General features: G+C 38.1%; 11 protein-coding genes and 1 pseudogene. 2 read left to right on the forward strand and 10 right to left on the reverse strand.

The features are described 5' to 3' along the window. Window positions 1–17: 17 nt before the first annotated feature. The gene (locus I6E72_RS16125) at window positions 18–407 is read right to left on the reverse strand and encodes a cytochrome b562 (protein WP_197113104.1); all 390 of its coding nucleotides are present in this window, start codon (window positions 405–407) and stop codon (window positions 18–20) included. Between the two features lie 556 nt (window positions 408–963). Here I6E72_RS16125 and I6E72_RS16130 point away from each other — a divergent pair. Further along, window positions 964–3,804, forward strand: coding sequence for a TonB-dependent receptor plug domain-containing protein (locus tag I6E72_RS16130; RefSeq protein WP_101217008.1), 2,841 nt, complete (start codon window positions 964–966; stop codon window positions 3,802–3,804). 548 nt (window positions 3,805–4,352) lie between these two features. Next, on the forward strand, window positions 4,353–7,193 hold the full coding sequence (locus I6E72_RS16135; RefSeq protein WP_197113110.1) for a TonB-dependent receptor domain-containing protein: 2,841 nt from the start codon (window positions 4,353–4,355) through the stop codon (window positions 7,191–7,193). Window positions 7,194–7,297: 104 nt separating this feature from the next. Here I6E72_RS16135 and I6E72_RS16140 read toward each other — a convergent pair whose 3' ends face one another. From I6E72_RS16140 to I6E72_RS16180, 9 genes and pseudogenes are all read right to left on the reverse strand, one after another. Continuing rightward, window positions 7,298–9,076: a sugar phosphorylase gene (locus tag I6E72_RS16140; protein ID WP_197113111.1), complete on the reverse strand. Its 1,779-nt coding sequence runs from the start codon at window positions 9,074–9,076 to the stop codon at window positions 7,298–7,300. A gap of 55 nt (window positions 9,077–9,131) precedes the next feature. Beyond that, window positions 9,132–10,352 carry a glycosyl transferase gene (locus I6E72_RS16145; protein WP_002958673.1) on the reverse strand — a complete coding sequence of 407 codons (1,221 nt, stop codon included), beginning with the start codon at window positions 10,350–10,352 and terminating at the stop codon, window positions 9,132–9,134. Next, window positions 10,345–12,090, reverse strand: a complete 1,746-nt coding sequence (locus tag I6E72_RS16150; RefSeq protein ID WP_197113112.1) for an HAD-IIB family hydrolase — start codon at window positions 12,088–12,090, stop codon at window positions 10,345–10,347. Before I6E72_RS16150 ends, I6E72_RS16145 begins: the two co-directional genes overlap by 8 nt. Window positions 12,091–12,234: 144 nt before the next feature. Beyond that, window positions 12,235–13,473, reverse strand: a complete 1,239-nt coding sequence (locus I6E72_RS16155) for a uracil-xanthine permease family protein (RefSeq protein ID WP_024607205.1) — start codon at window positions 13,471–13,473, stop codon at window positions 12,235–12,237. A gap of 9 nt (window positions 13,474–13,482) precedes the next feature. Further along, window positions 13,483–14,112, reverse strand: a complete 630-nt coding sequence (gene upp, locus I6E72_RS16160; RefSeq protein ID WP_024591723.1) for a uracil phosphoribosyltransferase — start codon at window positions 14,110–14,112, stop codon at window positions 13,483–13,485. 146 nt (window positions 14,113–14,258) lie between these two features. Next, window positions 14,259–15,215: a DUF1679 domain-containing protein gene (locus tag I6E72_RS16165; RefSeq protein ID WP_197113113.1), complete on the reverse strand. Its 957-nt coding sequence runs from the start codon at window positions 15,213–15,215 to the stop codon at window positions 14,259–14,261. Window positions 15,216–15,493: 278 nt separating this feature from the next. Further along, window positions 15,494–15,934: a hypothetical protein gene (locus I6E72_RS16170; RefSeq protein ID WP_197113114.1), complete on the reverse strand. Its 441-nt coding sequence runs from the start codon at window positions 15,932–15,934 to the stop codon at window positions 15,494–15,496. Window positions 15,935–16,031: 97 nt separating this feature from the next. After that, window positions 16,032–16,238, reverse strand: coding sequence for a hypothetical protein (locus I6E72_RS16175; RefSeq protein WP_197113115.1), 207 nt, complete (start codon window positions 16,236–16,238; stop codon window positions 16,032–16,034). A 299-nt stretch (window positions 16,239–16,537) separates the two neighbouring features. Next, window positions 16,538–16,693, reverse strand: a pseudogene (locus tag I6E72_RS16180) (IS3 family transposase); the annotation flags it as partial. Window positions 16,694–17,172 lie beyond the last annotated feature (479 nt).

A 17,172-nucleotide genomic window follows, 5' to 3' on the forward strand; every position in this document is an offset into this window, starting at 1 on the left:
ATACATATAGTCTAGGTTTATGAACCGAACAGTAATTCAAAGAACCCTGGAGGCTCGTGTAACTCATGATATTTTTTACGTAAATCATCTATATTTTTCAGTGGTTCTTTTGCCGCACTTAGCCCCTGCTCGTTTGCTGCTTTTTTTGCAAGTTCAGCTTGCGCAATCACTTTATCAAGGCCCTGCAATGACTGCTCAGGTTTTTTGTAAAACTTACCTGTTTTACTCACTTTAACCAGCTTTATAAATTCATCAATCGCAGTATTAAATTCACTAAGTTGAGTTGCCTGCACCGCTTGTTTATATGCAAGGCCCGTGTTTTTCATATTTACTTCAAGATCGACAGGTTCCTCGGCTAAAACCAATGAGCTAAATAATAACGCAATATTTAATAAGAAATATTTCATGAACAACCTTATGAATGAAAGACGCCTAATTGTATCAATTAAAGTAAAAAAAGTAACTCTACTACTCTGAACTTTGGAAGCTATCTGTAAAGCCCCTTTACAGTTTGTATTAGACGTAAAAGACAGAGCTTAATCTTTAAACTTATGGAAATGGGTTATCACGCTATACCGCTAAGATATAAAACCTTAAAAGTCACAAAAAACAATCCCATAAAACACAACAACTAAACCAAAGATAAAATTAGATTCCTATTTATATCATTAAAAATCAACAGCTAAAAAAATAAAAAAAAGGCAAACAAGATAAAAAACAAAAATACATTGCTAATAATATAAACCAAAAGTTAACTGAAACACTTTAAACCATTGTTTTAACTATATTTTAACAATCGTCTTATCTTCTTTTTTTGTAGATTCAGCGATAATTTATTGCCTAAATACCTGCAAGTGTTAAACATGGGTACGCGATGTAAATTTTGTATACAAATAATTACTAACATGAATTTTATATTGCACTTAAGTTTTAAAAAAACAAATAATTCATCTAGGGGATAACATGAAATCTTATAACCAACTCTCACGCAGCATAAAAACAGCTCTTTGTTTAAGTGCAATTGGTTTGTCACATACTGCTATTGCAGCAGATGCTAAGGATACAAAAATAGAACGAGTTGAAGTAACTGGTTCAAAAATTAGTCGAGTAGGTGCAATTGCACCGGCACCAGTAACTGTAATTACTGGCGAACAACTTCTTAATACCGGTGCAGTAAATATCGGTGAAGCGTTAAATAAACTACCTGCACTAGGTAATACATATTCTTTAGCAAACTCAGGCCGCTTTATTGGTACTGCAGGCCTAAATATTCTTGATTTACGTAACATGGGTACTGACCGTACGCTTGTACTTGTTAATGGTAAACGCCACGTTTCGAGCTCAGCTGGTTCACAATCTGTTGATACTAATACCATACCGAGCGTATGGGTTGAACGTGTAGAAATTGTAACTGGCGGTGCTTCTGCTGTTTATGGTGCTGATGCTGTAACAGGTGTTGTTAACTTTATCTTAAAAGATAACATAGAAGGTTTAGACTTTACTGTAACTAAAGGCGTTTCTGATCTAAGTGACTACAACAATGAAAAGGCAACCTTTTCATATGGTAAGAACTTTGATGATGGCCGTGGTAATGCTGCATTTGCAGTTGAATACTCAGCTCAAGACTCTTTAAATGCATTAGATCACCCTTGGACTGACGGTTCATACTCAAGCCTACGTAACCAAGCTCAAAACGATTCAAATAAAGACGATCCAAATTTCCCAGATAAAATTTATACATCAAATGCTGGTTACTATGCGATTAATAACGCAGGTGTATTTAACCTAGGTAGTGGTTATGTAAATACATTTAATGCTGATGGCTCTCAACGTGATATTTATACCGGTGATAATGTTGACGGTCTTCTATGTGCAAATTGTGATTCGTTTAACCTAGCGCAGTTTGATGAAATACAACCAAAATTTGAGCGTTACAACGTAAACTTTAAAGTTAACTATGATGTAACTGAAGATATTAATGCATATTTTGAAGCTAAATATGTGAACAGCGAAGGCGAAAGCATTGGGCAACCTGCGTTTTTCTTTGGCGACCCTCGTAATACAATACAAATAGACAACGCATTCTTGGATTCTAGCGTTAAGACGCTTATGGAAGAAGCTGGTGTTGAATCAATAAATGTACTTCGTATGATGACTGATTTAGGTCGCCGCATTGAAAACAATACACGCGAAACAACTCGATTTGTAGCAGGCCTTAAAGGTACGGTATTTAATGATTGGGATTTAGATGCATCTATTGTACGTGGTAAAACAGAATTAGAGCGCGTTAATGGCGCTAATATGATTCTCGAAAACTACTCTAACGCACTTGATGCCGTAGATGATGGCAATGGTAACATTGTGTGTAGAAGTGAAGCAGCACAAGCAGAGGGCTGTGTTCCTGTAAATATCATGGGCTTTGGTGCGCCAAGTGATGCTGCAATTGACTACATTAATACAGTTTCTACAGGTACATCAGAAATCACTCAAACTGTAGTATCTGCTTCTTTAGCCAATGGTGCATTATTTGAATTACCTGCAGGTTATGTAGGTATGGCTTTTGGTGTTGAGTACCGTAAAGAAGAAAGTGAAACGAAAGAACCAAACAATGCTGAAGGTACTTTCTTTAATGCACTTGGCGAAGACAAAGGCGACTTTGATGTAAGTGAAATTTTTACAGAAGTATCAATTCCACTACTTTCTGATATGCCATTTGTTCAAGACTTAGTCTTAGATGCTGCTGTACGTTATGCTGATTACAGCACAATTGGCGATGCAACTAGCTGGAAATTAGGACTTGATTGGACTCTAAACGATGAACTTCGTTTTCGTTTAACTCAATCAGAAGCGCTAAGAGCGCCAAATATTGGTGAAATTTTTGGTGCACCGAGCCAAACTTTTTACAATGTTGACGATCCTTGTCAAGCTGACAACTTAAATGATTTACAAAACAGTAGTACACGCCGTGCCAACTGTGCTGCATTAGGTGTTCCAGAAGGTTTTGATTCTGACTATGACTCACAAACACTTGAAGGTTTACAAAGTGGTAACCGTGATGTAAAAGGTGAAGAGTCTACAAGTACTACTATTGGTTTAGTGTACCAACCAGAGTTTATTGAAAACGCAACACTAACTATCGATTACTGGAAGATTGAGCTTGAAGATGCAATCTCGACTATCAGTGCACAAGATATCCTAGATCGTTGTGTTGATAGCGGCTCAGGTATTTCGAATCAATATTGTAGCCTTATTACACGTGATGCAAACAGTGAGATTTCGCTAATTCAAAACTCAGTACTTAATGTATCAGGTCAAGAAGCATCTGGTGTTGACTTTGAGTTAGGTTACGACTTTGATGCGCTTGAAGGTAGCTTTAAAACGCGCTTTATTGGTACATATTTGATTGAGCGTAAAGAGTTTCCATTCCAAGATGAACCTAGCGACTACATTGAATATGCAGGCGTTACAGGTGAAGCGCAATGGCAAGCTAACTTAAATATCGAATACAGCTACGAGAACTTATACACATCTTTAAGCACTCGTTATATCGAAGAAGTAAGCTTATACACAGACCAAGATTTAAGCGATAACCCTAACCCAAATAGTTTAACTACTTTTGGTACATACATAATTACTGATATGACAGTTGGTTATAACTTTGACAATGGTGTTGGCTTAAAAGTGGGCGTTGATAACCTATTCAATCGTGAACTACCTTATGGCACACGTGGTGATGGAAGCGGAAGCGCTAGCTACGACAATATTGGACGTTTTGGCTACATTACTTTTTCATATAGCATGTAAGTTTAATTGTTAATATAAAGGCCCTTAATTGGGCCTTTTTACTTTTTAAAGATGAAATTTACTCATTTTAGATTTATGAGTAACAAAAGATACGTATTTAAAATCACTTTATAAAAACAAAAAAATCACACAAATAAAACATTAAAGTTCAATAAGTGTTCTTTAAAAGATTTTTAACTAAATAACCCTTCCCTAAAAAGTAATGATAACCCCCCTACAAAGTTCATTATTAACACGCCAATGAAAACAAAAAACATTAAATGATAATGAGAAGTATATATAAAAAACAACAACCCTTCTTAATTACAAATTTGTAGCAAATAATTAAAAAAATATTAGTGTTAAAAACGCAACAAAATGTACTTTATAAAAATTGATACAGGATTAACTTATTAAAATCCATCTAGATACCTCCCTTCTATTACTAGTTTTACCGTGCAATAATCGCCGCCCTCATAAAAAAGTTATAGGGCTTTATCCAAATACAAACTGCATTTGGATAAAACTACATTGTATTTAATTACTATAAAATGTTCTCTGGGAATCAAATGAAACGTCATAATTTACTTTCTACTAGCATTAAATGTGCATTAATTACTGCTGCTGCAACAGCAAGTAATTCTGTGCTTGCACAAGATGAGCAAACAACAAAAATTGAACGTGTTGAAGTAACGGGTTCACGTATTTTACGTGAAGGTGCTATTGCGCCTGCACCGGTTACAGTCATCAGTGGCGAGCAGCTAATGAACACTGGCGCAGTAAACATTGGTGAAGCGCTAAATAACTTACCTGCACTTGGCAATACATATTCTATGGCTAACTCAGGCCGTTTTATTGGTACTGCGGGTTTAAATATTCTTGATTTACGTAACATGGGTACAGATCGTACTTTGGTACTTGTAAATGGCAAGCGTCATGTATCAAGCTCTGCAGGTTCTCAATCTGTAGATACCAACACTATTCCAAGTGTATGGGTTGAACGTGTAGAGATAATTACCGGTGGTGCATCTGCTGTATACGGTGCTGATGCGGTAACAGGTGTTGTTAACTTTATATTAAAAGACAACATTGAAGGTATGGACTTTAGCGTTACACGTGGTTTTGCCGATTTAAGCAGCTACAACAACGAAAAAGCGACGTTCTCATACGGCTCTAACTTTGATAACGATCGTGGTAATGCAGCTTTTGCTATTGAATACTCAGGCCAGGATTCATTAAACGCGCTTGATCACCCTTGGACTAGCACTTCGTTTAGTAGTTTACGTAATCAAGCCCAAACAGAAGTAAACAAAGATAGCGCAGCTTTCCCTGATAAAATCTTAACACCTAATGCTGGTTATTACGCTATTAATAACGCCGGTGTTTATGCACTTGAAGATGGATATACTAATAGCTTTAACGCCGACAGCAGCGCTCGCGACTTATACATAGGTGATAATGTAGATGGCTTGTCGTGTGCAAACTGTGATTCGTTTAATCTTGGTCAATTTGAAGAGATTCAACCTGAGTTTGAGCGCTACAACGTAAACTTTAAAGTTAACTACGATGTTACCGACGACTTAAACGTTTACTTTGATGCTAAATATGTAAACAGCCAAGGTGAAAGCATAGGCCAACCTGCATTTTTCTTCTTTGACGATGAAAACAGCATCAAAATCGACAACCCTTACCTAGACCCAGCCATTAAAGCACGTATGGAAGAGGAAGGTGTTGATTCGATCATGGTTAACCGCATGATGACCGACCTTGGCCGCCGCATTGAAAACAATACGCGTGAAACAACGCGCTTTGTTACCGGCTTAAAAGGTACTGTATTTGAAGATTGGGAATTAGATACATCAGTTGTTTATGGCCAAACTGATCTAGAGCGTGAAAACGGCGCTAACATGATTGTAGCCAACTACTTTAATGCACTTGATGCAGTTGAAGATACAAATGGTAACGTAGTATGTCGTAGTGCTGCAGCCCAAGCTGATGGCTGTGTTCCTGTAAATATTATGGGGTTTGGTTCGCCATCTCAACAAGCCATTGATTACATTAATACGGTATCTGTTGGCACATCAACTATTAAGCAAACAGTTATTTCTGGCTCACTTGCTAATGGCGCTATTTTTGAATTACCAGCGGGCTATGTAGGTGTTGCATTTGGTGCTGAGTACCGTAAAGAAGAAAGCGAAACAAAAGAGCCAGATAACGCTGAAGGTACTTTTTTTAACGCACTGGGCGAAGATAAGGGCTCGTTTAATGTTCGCGAAGTATTCTTTGAAGCGACGATGCCAATTTTAACTGATTTACCGCTTATTCAAGATTTAGTGTTTGATACTGCAGTACGTCATGCTGACTACAGTACGATTGGCGAAGCAACTAGCTGGAAACTTGGCCTTGATTGGACTGTAAATGATGAGCTACGTGTACGTGTAACTCAATCTGCAGCACTTCGTGCCCCAAACATTAGTGAAGTATTTGGTGCAGCAAGCCAAACTTTCTACAATGTAGACGACCCGTGTCGCGCTGAAAACTTAGGTGACTTATCAAACGGTGCAACACGTACTGCAAACTGTGCCGCATTAGGCGTAGCGAGTGACTTTAACTCAGATTACGATTCAGCGTCATTAGATGGTTTAAGCAGTGGTAACCGCGATGTAAAAGGCGAAGAGTCAACAAGTACAACTGTAGGCATTGTTTACCAACCAGAGTTTTTAGAAAACGCGCTACTTACTATTGATTACTGGGAAATTGAACTTGAAGATGCAATTGACACAATTAACGCTCAAGACATTCTTGATCGCTGTGTAGATAGCGCAACAGGTATAAACAATCAGTACTGTGACTTAATTACACGTAATGCTAATGGTGAAATTACTTTAATTCAAAACTCTGTATTAAATGTTGCTGGCCAAAAAGCATCAGGGATAGATTTTGAACTAGGTTACGATTTTGACGCGTTTGAAGGTAGCTTTAAAACACGCTTAATTGGTACTTACTTAATTGAACGTAAAGATTACCCGTTCCAAGACGATCCTAGTAACTACATTGAATACGCAGGTACTACAGGTGAAGCTAAGTGGCAAACTAACTTATCTGTAAGTTATGTTATGGATAACTTTTTCTCAACAGTTGAAACACGCTTTTTAAGTGAAGTCGATTTATACACAAATGTTGAACTTGAAAACAACCCAAATCCAAGTAATCAAATGTCTTACGGTAAATACTTTATTACCGATATGACTGTTGGTTATAACTTCGATAGCGGTTTAGGCGTTAAAGTAGGTGTTGATAACGTATTTAACCGTAAACTTCCGTACGGTTCACGTGGTACAAGCGCGGGTAGCGCAAGTTACGATAACATTGGTCGTTTTGGCTACATTAACTTAAGCTACAGCTTATAATTAGTAACAACGTTATTAATTAAATTAAAGGCTCGCAGTGCGAGCCTTTTTATATAAATCCGCTTAATTAAGTGATCAATTTTGAGGATTGGTATTATTGCGCCTTATTTAATATTACTCAGCCACACGCTTTGATATGGTTCTAGTTCTATTGTTAATTGGCTTTCTTCAATCGTTTTATCTGCCACTAAATCAAACCACTTTTGGGTGTTAATTAAGTTTAAGTCGGCCAATGTGAGCGTTTGTGGTTTATCGCTAATGTTATAAACACAAAATATGCTTTGGCGACGGTCTATACTTTGTCTCCAAAAACCAAACAACCCACCCGCTAAATGCAAAGTAAATTGCGTTGCGTTAGGATGAAAAGCACCCTGCTTTTTACGTACTGCCAATAAGCTTTTTATGCCGTTAAACACTTTATGATGATGACTATACTTTTCACTAATTGCAGCTAATAGCTTTGACTCTTGCCAACGATGGCGGTTTATAGCGCGATTATGCTGTGAATTTTCAAATCGGTCGTAATCGTTAGTTGTACCCAACAAACTATGAATATAAAGCCCTGGGATACCTTCAAGTGCAAACATAATTGCATGAGCACACATAAATCGCTCAAGGCCAAACTTATCGGGGCCATTGTGCGTCCCTTGCATTGCATCAAATAAAGCAATATTTAGCTCGTATGGTGTATGTGTGCCATCGTTACTGGTACGCATAGATACACGACCACCAAACTGCATAGTGGTACTTACTAATGACGCCACTTCGCTAGGTTGTAATAAACCTTCAATTGGCCTGAGCCCTATTCCATCGTGCGAGGCTATAAAGTTAAAGTATGCCGTACCATTTTGCGCAGGCGGCATACTCATCATCCAATGTTTAAGCGCTGCACTATCACCACTTAATAATGTATGTAGCAATAACGGTGGCAGTGCAAAGTTATAAATACTGTGCGCTTCATTGGCGTTACCAAAGTACGATAGGTTTTCTTGGTTTGGAATATTAGTTTCGGTAATAATAACTACACTAGGCTCTGCGTGCTCAATAAGTGTTCGCATTAGCCTTACGGCTTCATGTGTTTGCGGTAAGTTAATGCAGCTTGTATTAAGCTGTTTCCACAAAAATGCAACCGCATCGAGTCTAAACAAACGTACGCCATTATCTAAATAATGACGAATTATTCCCACAAACTCTTTAAGCACATCGGGATTACCAAAATCAAAATCGACCTGATCGTGACTAAACGTACACCACACATGCTTTTCGCCGCTTGGCGTTATTACAGTATTTAATAACGATGAGGTTCTCGGGCGCACAACTTGGCTTAAATCATCCGTTAAGCTCGCCGTTTTAAAGTAGTCTTTACCCGGGTGTAAATCGTTTAAGAAGTTCTCAAACCATACGCTTCTGCTTGAGCAATGGTTAATAACTAAATCTGCCATTAGCTTTACGTCTTTAGCGATGTTTTGAATATCACCCCAATCACCTAATGACTCATTAACTTGCACGTAGTTCATTACCGCAAAGCCTTCGTCTGAACTGTACGGGTAAAATGGCAATATATGCAGTGCATTAAGCTGCATATCACATTGCTCTTTTATAAAACTGTGTAGCGTTTTAAGCGGCGCTTCTATTGGGCTTGATACTGCAAATTCACTATCATCGTGTTTAATAATTGAGTCGCCATAGGCAATCAATACTATATCTTGTTCATCCCATCGATTTGTATGGGGTGTAGGGTCGCGCAGTGCATTGCTACCTAATATAATTTTAATAAGTTGCTGAGCAAGCTCAGTAACCGATAAAGGCAGCTCAACACCTTCATAGATAATATGAAGATGTTGCTCTACTCGTTGTAAAAATAATTCGCTAACTGAAATCACATGCGCCCCTAATATTTATTGTTTAGACTTATAGGCTAGTTAACCTGCGCGCAGGTTAACTATATTCTTCGTTATCTAGCTCTACGGCTTCTTTTAAGCGCTCAAGTACGTCTGGCATTGCTGATACAACACGGTTCCAACTTGGCACAAATGGCGCTTCCATTGGGTTTTCTAAAAAGTGTTGCCCTGCTTCCATAATATTTTGCGCAAACATTTCTACTGCTTTTTCTTCTTGGTGTACATCAAGCGTTAGCCCGTTCATTAACGCATCGTTGTGATAGGTTTCAATAAAATCTAGACCGATACGGTAGTAAGTCGCTTTTAATGAACGAATCGTTTCGCTGGTAAAAGTAACGCCTTGTGTAGCCAGCTTTCTAAATAATGCCTTGGTAATATCAATCGACATTTTAGACAAGCCTGCGCTTTGGTCATCAAGTGAAAGCTCTTGGTGCTTATGATCATAGTTATCGGCAATATCTACTTGGCACAAGCGGTTATGGGAGTAGTTACGATACATTTCGCTCAGCACGCCAATTTCAAGGCCCCAGTCACTTGGAATGCGAATATCATTTAATACATCGCGTCTAAACGAAAACTCCCCTGCTAATGGGTATCTAAACGAATCCATATATTCAAGGTAGTCTGTATTGCCTAAAATTGTTTTAAACGAGCGAAGCAACGGCGTTACTAATAAGCGCGATACACGCCCATTAATTTTGCCATTAGCAGTACGTGGGTAAAACCCTTTACAAAATTCATAGTTAAAACGCGGATGCGCAACAGGGTAAATTAAACGCGCAAGTAAGCTTCTGTCGTAGGTTAAAATATCGCAATCATGCAGCGCGATAGACTCTACTTCTGCTGTTGCTAATTTATAGCCCATGCAATACCAAACATTACGGCCTTTACCAAGCTCGCGAGGTGCAACCCCTAGCTCTTGTAATTCTTTATCGAGTGCTTGTAAGCGTGGGCCATCGTTCCATAATACTTTGTGGTTTTGGTTTAGCTCTTTAAAAAAGCCAAGTGCATGGCGGTACTGTGCTTCGTCGGCTCTATCTAAGCCTATAGTGATTTGTGATAAATAAGGTACTTCACGCAACTCACTAACTATATTTTGCAGCGCAGGGCCTTCAAGCTCACTAAATAACGAAGGAAGTATTAATCCCATTGGGCGCTGCTTACTAAAAGTAAGTAGCTCTTTTTCTAGATCTTCAATTGGTCTGTCGGCAATGTTATGTAATGTAGTAATAATGCCATTTTGATAAAAATCAGCCATGAGACTTTTGCTCCTCAGAAATACTTAAAATACTGCTAATGCACGGCAACGATGTTATTTCTTCAATCCAGCCCAGCGGTGCTGGCGATTGAGAGTATCGTGCTTTGTTGTGCGACAATTTAACCGGCTTTTTACTCGCCGGGTTGGCGATAATAATGGCGATATTTGCATGCTCTAACATTTGCTTATCGTTATCGCTATCACCAAGTGCAATGACCGTGAGAGGCTTTCTGAAATGATGGGTAAATTGTTTAACTAACCACTGCTGTGCAGCGCTTTTATCGGTATTTTTAGCAATATGAATGAAGCGCCCACCAATTTTTATATCGTAACCGAGTGCTTCTACATCATTTACAAAGGCGGTGAGTAATTCGTCGTTGCCATACCAATAAAGAGGGTCTGAATAATCGCGTGTTTGTGCACGTCTTGCTTGTGCATCGTCTAGCCCGGTAAGCTCTGATATTTGCTCACTCGATAAGTCGCTAAACAATTTGTAATGCGCTTTGTAATCGGCATTTAAGGTATTTAAATCCTGTAATAAACTCGATAATGGCTTTGCCATCGCATAACACCAGTAAGCGCCTACTTTTTTACAACCGATAGGCTTAAGTTCAAAATAGTCTTCTGGAATAAATACTGCTGCGCCGTTCTCTACAATAAAAGGCTGTTGAATATTTAAATCATTTTTAAGCTCAATGACTTCGCAAAAAGTTTTACTGGTATTAAACACCACCGGAATATGCGCATTTTGCAGCTGCTGTAATAACTCACTGATATTATTTGTATTATAATCAGCGTGATCGAGTAATGTGCCATCCAAATCTGTAAAAATAATTGGCTGGAGGGTGTCATCACTTGTTAGATGCATACCGCTAATATCGCGGTTGCTATCAAGCTCAATTAAAGCGTTTGCTTTAGCGCTCAGTGTGTTTAAGTTCTCACGTGTAATACGCTCAAAATGAGAAATAAAATACACCAATTGCTCGTTAGTCATGGTGCCTGAGCCTTCACCTTTTTTGGCTATTAGCTTTTGTTCTTGCTCTTGTCGCCATGTAAAAACATCACTAAAACTCGGTGCTTTTAGCATAACGGTATAATCAATTAGGTTAAAAACGGCTTTATATTCGTTTGCTAAACAGCTGTTTATACAGCGGCGCCAAACACCTTCTTTATCAAATTGTTGCTCTAACTGGTTAAGCGGTTCACTCAATGAAAACAGCGGTTGTGGCTCACTACCTACGCACCACCCTTCTAAAATAATAATATCAACGGGCTTTTTGTTTGTTAGCCAATCACTTGCTGGCACGCAGTCGTCTTCATGTTTATTAAAACGCGGAAGCGGTATGTTTATCTCACCTGCAAGTAAGTTAGTTATTGTGCTATTCATTAACGCTACGTCGTGAGTACCCGGTACTCCGCGAGTAGTAAAAAGAGGATGTACATCTTTGGCAAGCTCAGTACGTGCTTGTTTTGCTAAATAAAAGTCATCAATCGACAATGCAACACTATTAAACGGAGTGTTTTTAGAAAACCAGGTAACTAAAAAATCAGCGAGTGTTGTTTTTCCTGAGCCTTGGCATCCATTTATGGCAACAAAAATAGGAGTATTTGTTTTTTTAGATTCGAGGATGTCATGCGCGAGTGGAACAAAATATTGCTCACTCAAATATTGATACTTTAAAGGCAGTTGGTGTTTTGCTAAAAACGGGGTTATATCCACAATATTGGCCTCTGACATAGTTACTCCTTTGCATACAATGCGTCTGGGAGTTAAATGCAGGTACTAGACCATTATTATTTTTATATATTTATTAATAGGTTAAAAAAATAGCGCATTCAAAATGCGCTATTATGGTGCAATCTATTTACCTAATGTACAAAATTAAACTTTTTCAGGTTCTGCTTTTGGTAATACTAAGTTAAGTACTATTCCTAAAATAGCGCAGAGGCTTACGCCCTCTAAACTAAATTGGCTGCCACCAATATGCATACCACCAATACCGCACACCAAAATAAGTGCAACAATACTTAAGTTGCGTGGTGCTGTTAAATCATCGCCCGACTTAACCAGTGTATTTAAACCCACTACAGCAATAGAGCCAAAAAGTAGAATCATAATGCCGCCCATTACTGGCACAGGAATAGTTTGCAAACCAGATCCCATTTTAGCTACAAACGCTAAAATAATGGCAATAACGGCTGTCCACATCATTACTTTAGGATTGAAGTTTTTGGTAAGCATTACAGCGCCCGTAACTTCTGAATATGTAGTGTTAGGCGGGCCACCAAATAATGATGCAGCAGACGTCGCAAGGCCATCACCAAATAAAGTGCGGTGAAGCCCAGGCTTTTTCAAAAAGTCTTTATTGGTTACTTGGCTAATAGCCATCATGTCGCCAATGTGTTCAATTGCAGGTGCTATTGCTACAGGTACCATAAACAAAATAGCCTGCCATTTAAACTCAGGCCAAGTGAAGTTTGGTACAGCAAACCACTGCGCGTTAGTCACTGCGTCAAATTGCACAACGCCCATACCAAGCGATAAACAATAACCCGCTACAACCCCTGCTAATATAGGTATAAGCTTAAATACGCCTTTTCCCCATACTGCAAAAATAAGCGTAACCACTAACGAGAACAACGATATATAAATAGCGCTAGTGTAATCAATAATTTGAATACTGCCATCGCCACTTTTACCCATCGCCATATTTACAGCAACAGGTGCAAGCGCAAGGCCAATAACCATAATTACTGGGCCTACAACAACAGGCGGTAAAATTTTATGAAGCGTTGCAACGCCTTTAAATTTTACTAATAAGCTTAAAAGCATATAAGCAAAACCTGCAACCATTAAGCCGCCCATAGTGGCCGGTACGCCCCACATTTGCACAGCGGCAATAATAGGAGCAATAAAGGCAAACGATGAAGCTAAAAATATAGGCACCTGGCCTTTAGTCACTACCTGAAACAGCAAAGTACCAAGGCCTGCGGTAAAAAGCGCAACATTAGGATCCAAGCCCGTTAAAAGCGGCACTAATACCAATGCACCAAATGCTACAAACAGCATTTGCGCGCCCGTTAAAATAGTTTTTATTGAAAAGGTGTCATTATTTTGCACTTAAGACTCCTAAACAGTACCGAATATTTTGTCGCCTGCATCGCCTAAACCAGGGATAATATAGCCCTTTTCGTTTAAGTGGCTATCTACTGAGGCTGTAAATATTTCTACATCAGGATGAGCGGCAAGTGTTCTCTCAACACCTTCTGGTGCTGCAACAAGTACAATTACTTTGATTTCTTTACAGCCTGCTTTTTTAAGCATATCGATTGTGGCAATCATTGAGCCACCCGTTGCAAGCATAGGGTCAATAACTAAGCTTAGGCGTTCATCAATATTACCTACTAGCTTTTCAAAATATGGTACTGGCTCTAGTGTTTCTTCGTTACGTTCAAGACCAACAACACTTACTTTCGCGGCTGGTAATAACTGCATAACACCGTCCATCATGCCAAGACCAGCACGCAAAATAGGCACTACGGTAATTTTTTTACCTTTAATGTGCTCTACTTTTAATTTATTGCCATCCCAGCCTGTAATTTCGTTATCTTCTAACTGTAGGTTTTTAGTTGCTTCGTAAGTTAATAAGGTTCCAACTTCAGAACATAATTCACGAAAGCTTTTAGTACTAATACCATGCGCTCGCATTAGGCCTAGTTTATGTTGAACAAGAGGGTGAGAAATAACGTGAATTGCCATGATATAAACCTACTGATACAAGAATTTGCAGTATTTTATATTAAAAAAGGTCATTTGACCTGTAGTTTTAAAGAGATTTTCATACATCGTGCCAAAATGCATTGTTTTGCTTGATATTTATGCAAGCCATCAACCAATTGTGTTTATTAAATGTTACCCGCTAACCAGCTGTTTACTTGCTGTTGCATATAACTATTTATTTTTTGATGCTCGGGGCTCCAGCCAGCTAAAAATCGATAAAAGTCAGCCCATGCAGCAGGCCATAAAGCGAGCCAATTGTCAGCTATTATACCTGCTGGTGCCCAAGGGTGATAAGTTGTAATAGCAGCTTTTAAATTATCAAAATAATACACAAGGTACTCATCAGCGCACTCGTGTAATTGTGCATCACTCAAGCAACTGGTCATAAAATACATTACATCAATTATCCCGCAACCTGCACCTATATATTGAAAATCATAACCGAGTATTTGATCGCGCTCATTTGCTGCAAAGTTAGCAAGTTTTGCATCGCCATGAATCAGCGTTTTGTACGCACAACTTTGTAGTTGCTCATCTATTTTATGTGCAACATTTTTAATATCGGACTTTTTATCAAGGTTATCTTTTAGTTTATTAAACTCATCTGGGCGCGTGCTTAAATGCCAGTAATTGCCTTGCTGCCACAACCCATCAGCGGGTTTACTTAAGTTAAACGCATGAAAGTGTGCAAGCCACCTTAATATAGCTTTAACATGTTGTGGCCCTGCTTGAGTAAACCCATGTTTGATAAAGTTTTTAAACACCAGCGCGTATTCATCATCTTTATTAACTGCGCTTATACATTTAATACTTTGCGCATGTTTTGGTAAGTGCTGGCTATAAAGCTTATAAAAAGTGTATTCAACACTATAGGAATACTGCTTTCTTTTAAGTGCAAATTCGCTTTGTTTAATTTTAGGATGGTGTATATAACTGGGTATTTTAATAGCTTTAATAACACAGGCTTTATCATCAAGCTGGCACTGCACAATACTGCCACATCCACTCCAAAGTGATGTAAGCGTATCGCCAATTTCAATGTGCTTAAAATGAGGTTGTAATAACGGAATGTAAAATGCCATAGCTATATTAAGTAATTAAGTAATTAAGTTTTTTGTAGTTTAACATTAGTGGACGTTTTTGATAAAACTAAGGCATAAAAAACCCCCACTTGGTTTTATATAACTCTGTATGAAAATTGTGGCCAAAATCACTATGCCACTACACTTTTATTTTGAAATTAACTGGGTAAAACCATGTCTTTCTAGGTTGGGTATATCTAGGCATTTTAGCCTCCTCAAAGTGATGTGGAGGTGTCCACTAAAACGGGTGAGGAGCATTTGCCCGCTTGAACAGCTTGTTATATACCGATTTTCTCTAAAGCTAATTTTCTAAATTGTGAGTAATTAGAAGCATACTCCCAAATAGAATAAAGATGATTACCACTATCATCGATTAAACAAAAAATTTGGCAACTTGGATAGTCTTTTGAATTTTTAAGTGCATCCCAAGTATATTTTTGGGAATTACTTTGAAAATTTAAACATATTCCATTTTCGTCAAATTCAAAACTAGCCTTGAGTGTTTTGATAAAACGAATTAATAAATACATGCTTTTGTAACCGAAAAAAGAAACTACAATAGCAACAGCAGCAATAAATAATGTAATTAGCACGTCAGGATTTAAAGTTGATTTATAAGTTGCATAAAATAAAGCTATAGAACCAAAAACGTATACGGGAATAAGAATCACAGCACAAACGTAAGCTAATAATTGAACAAATTTTGAATGAGCGACCATAACTTCCCTAGGTATATAACACTAAGCTAACGGGCTAAAACGTGATGCCACAATATGCGAAGCATGGCATTGCGTTTTTGTCCCGTTTAGCGCTTTGTTATAAGGCGTGTTCAAACAACCTAATTTTCTTTGTAATATGAAATAACTCATCTTCAATTCTATTCTGACCACAACCCCAATAATCTAAAGTACCTTTAAATAAGTGAATATCTTTGTACATTGCAGCACAGATCATTGACCAAAGTTCGTTATTGTCATTTTCGTATGCGAGTAAATCATCAAACGAAGCAATAATTAATTCCATAATTTCAATCTTTTGAGCAGGAGAAATCATCGAGTTTAGGTAAACCTCTAGAAACTCTGATATTCGGGAATGATCTGCAAATTGTATTGCCCAATCTTGTTCATTTCCAGTCGCTTTGAATCCGAGCAATTTATTAAGATGCTCAACTTCTTCATGGCTAGGATATCGATTTATCATTCTAAGCCTTATAACGCCCACATTAAGCGGACTAAAATTGTTGGCTAAAATGTGCAGCGAAGCGAAACTGAGCCAACTGTTTTAGTTGATCTTCACCCGATAAAGTGGACACCTTCCACGTTTCAATTAACTGCCGATTCAAACTCGGCAGGTGATTTATATCCTAAACTCGAATGCAATCGCTGTCTATTGTAAAAATAATTTAGGTAAACCTTTAATTTTGATAATAGTTTACCGCTGCTCTCAAATTTATTTCCTCGAATTAAATCTGCTTTAAGAAAAGTGCAAAATTTAGGATGGGTGTCTTGTTTATTCGCTGCCACATCCACTCCAAAGTGATGTAAGCGTATCGCCAATTTCAATGTGCTTAAAATGAGGTTGTAATAACGGAATGTAAAATGCCATAGCTATATTAAGTAATTAAGTAATTAAGTTTTTTGTAGTTTAACATTAGTGGACGTTTTTGATAAAACTAAGGCATAAAAAACCCCCACTTGGTTTTATATAACTCTGTATGAAAATTGTGGCCAAAATCACTATGCCACTACACTTTTATTTTGAAATTAACTGGGTAAAACCATGTCTTTCTAGGTTGGGTATATCTAGGCATTTTAGCCTCCTCAAAGTGATGAGGAGGTGTCCACTAAAACGGGTGAGGAGCATTGTCCTTATTAATTAGCTTGTATGGATAATAAACCCATAAATTAATTAATACTTTAACCAAGTTCGGGTAATGTGAGGCCCAAGCTTTGGCTGC

The organism is Pseudoalteromonas sp. NSLLW24, assembly GCF_015864725.1.
In the GTDB taxonomy this organism is placed as follows: domain Bacteria; phylum Pseudomonadota; class Gammaproteobacteria; order Enterobacterales; family Alteromonadaceae; genus Pseudoalteromonas; species Pseudoalteromonas arctica.